1 protein-coding gene is annotated in these 1,207 nt (G+C 71.6%); it reads left to right on the top strand.

Annotated elements, in window-relative coordinates; all coding sequences use genetic code 11:
- A partial coding sequence (locus tag ASG00_RS06410) for an aspartate aminotransferase family protein (protein WP_235559336.1) occupies positions 1–1,069 on the top strand: 1,069 nt, incomplete at its 5' end.
- Positions 1,070–1,207: the final 138 nt, after the last annotated feature.

The raw sequence follows: 1,207 nt of genomic DNA, 5'->3' as shown, positions 1-1,207 counted from the left end.
CCTCCACGCCCGCGTCGTCGACTATGCCGAACGTCTGCTCGCCACCTACCCCGAGGGTCTCGACCGAGTGTTCTTCACGAACAGCGGCTCGGAGTCGAACGACCTCGCTTTCCGTATCGCCCGGCAGCACACGGGGGCCCGCGGGATCCTCGTCTCGGACTTCAGCTACCACGGCCACACGACCCTTCTCGCGGGCATCACCACCGGACTCGTCGCCCGAGAAGGGCTCGCCCCCGACGTGCGCGGCTTCGCCGTGCCCGACCTCGACGCCCCGAGCGCTGCCGGGCGGGCCGAGGCGGATGTGCTCGCCGACGCCCTCGCCGACCTCGACCGTGCGATCGACGAGCTGACGGCCGCAGGCCACGGGGTGGCGGCCGTCATCCTCGAGTCGGTCTTCTCGACCGAGGGGCTCGCGCGCGTGCCGGCCGGCTTCGCGACCGCGCTCGTCGGCCGCGTCCGACGGGCAGGCGGGCTCGTGATCGCCGACGAGGTGCAAGCCGGCTTCGGACGCACCGGCAGCGCATTCTGGGGGTTCCAGAACCTCGGCATCGATCCCGACCTCGTCACCATGGGAAAGCCCATGGGCAATGGGCACCCGCTCGGCGGTGTCGTCACCTCGGCGGCGCTGCAGGAGGAGTTCGGCTCCCGCAACATGTACTTCAACACGTTCGGCGGAAACCCGGTCTCGGCCGCCGCCGGCGCCGCCGTGCTCGACGTGATCGCCGACGAAGGCCTGCGCGAGCGCAGCGATCGGCTCGGTGGCGCGATCCGCGACATCCTCACCCCCCTCCTGGCCGCGCACCCGCGGCTCGGACCCGTCAAAGGCCGCGGGCTCTTCTTCGGGTTCGACGTCTTCGATCGGGATGCCGCCGACCGAGCCGCGCTCGCAGACCCGACGACCACCCGCCGCATCGTCGAGGGCGTGAAGGCCCGCGGCGTGCTGCTCAGCCGTATCGGCCGTGCCGACTCGGTGCTGAAGATCCGCCCGCCTCTCGCCTTCGACGACACCCACGTCGAGCCGCTCGTCACCGCGCTGTCGGGTGCCCTCGACGAGGTGCTCGCCTACTGACCGGGACTCTGCGGCGATCGTCAACCGCGGTGCCGAAATCGTCAACCGCTCGCTTCCGGGCCGCCGGAGGATGAGCGCACCCCATGCTCCACCTCTGGGACCACACGTCCACACCCCCGCCGCGAGCCGCGGCATCCC

Origin of the sequence: Microbacterium sp. Leaf351 (assembly GCF_001423825.1) — a bacterium.
GTDB lineage: Bacteria > Actinomycetota > Actinomycetes > Actinomycetales > Microbacteriaceae > Microbacterium > Microbacterium ginsengisoli.
This window is presented reverse-complemented; position numbering and strand designations above follow the sequence as displayed.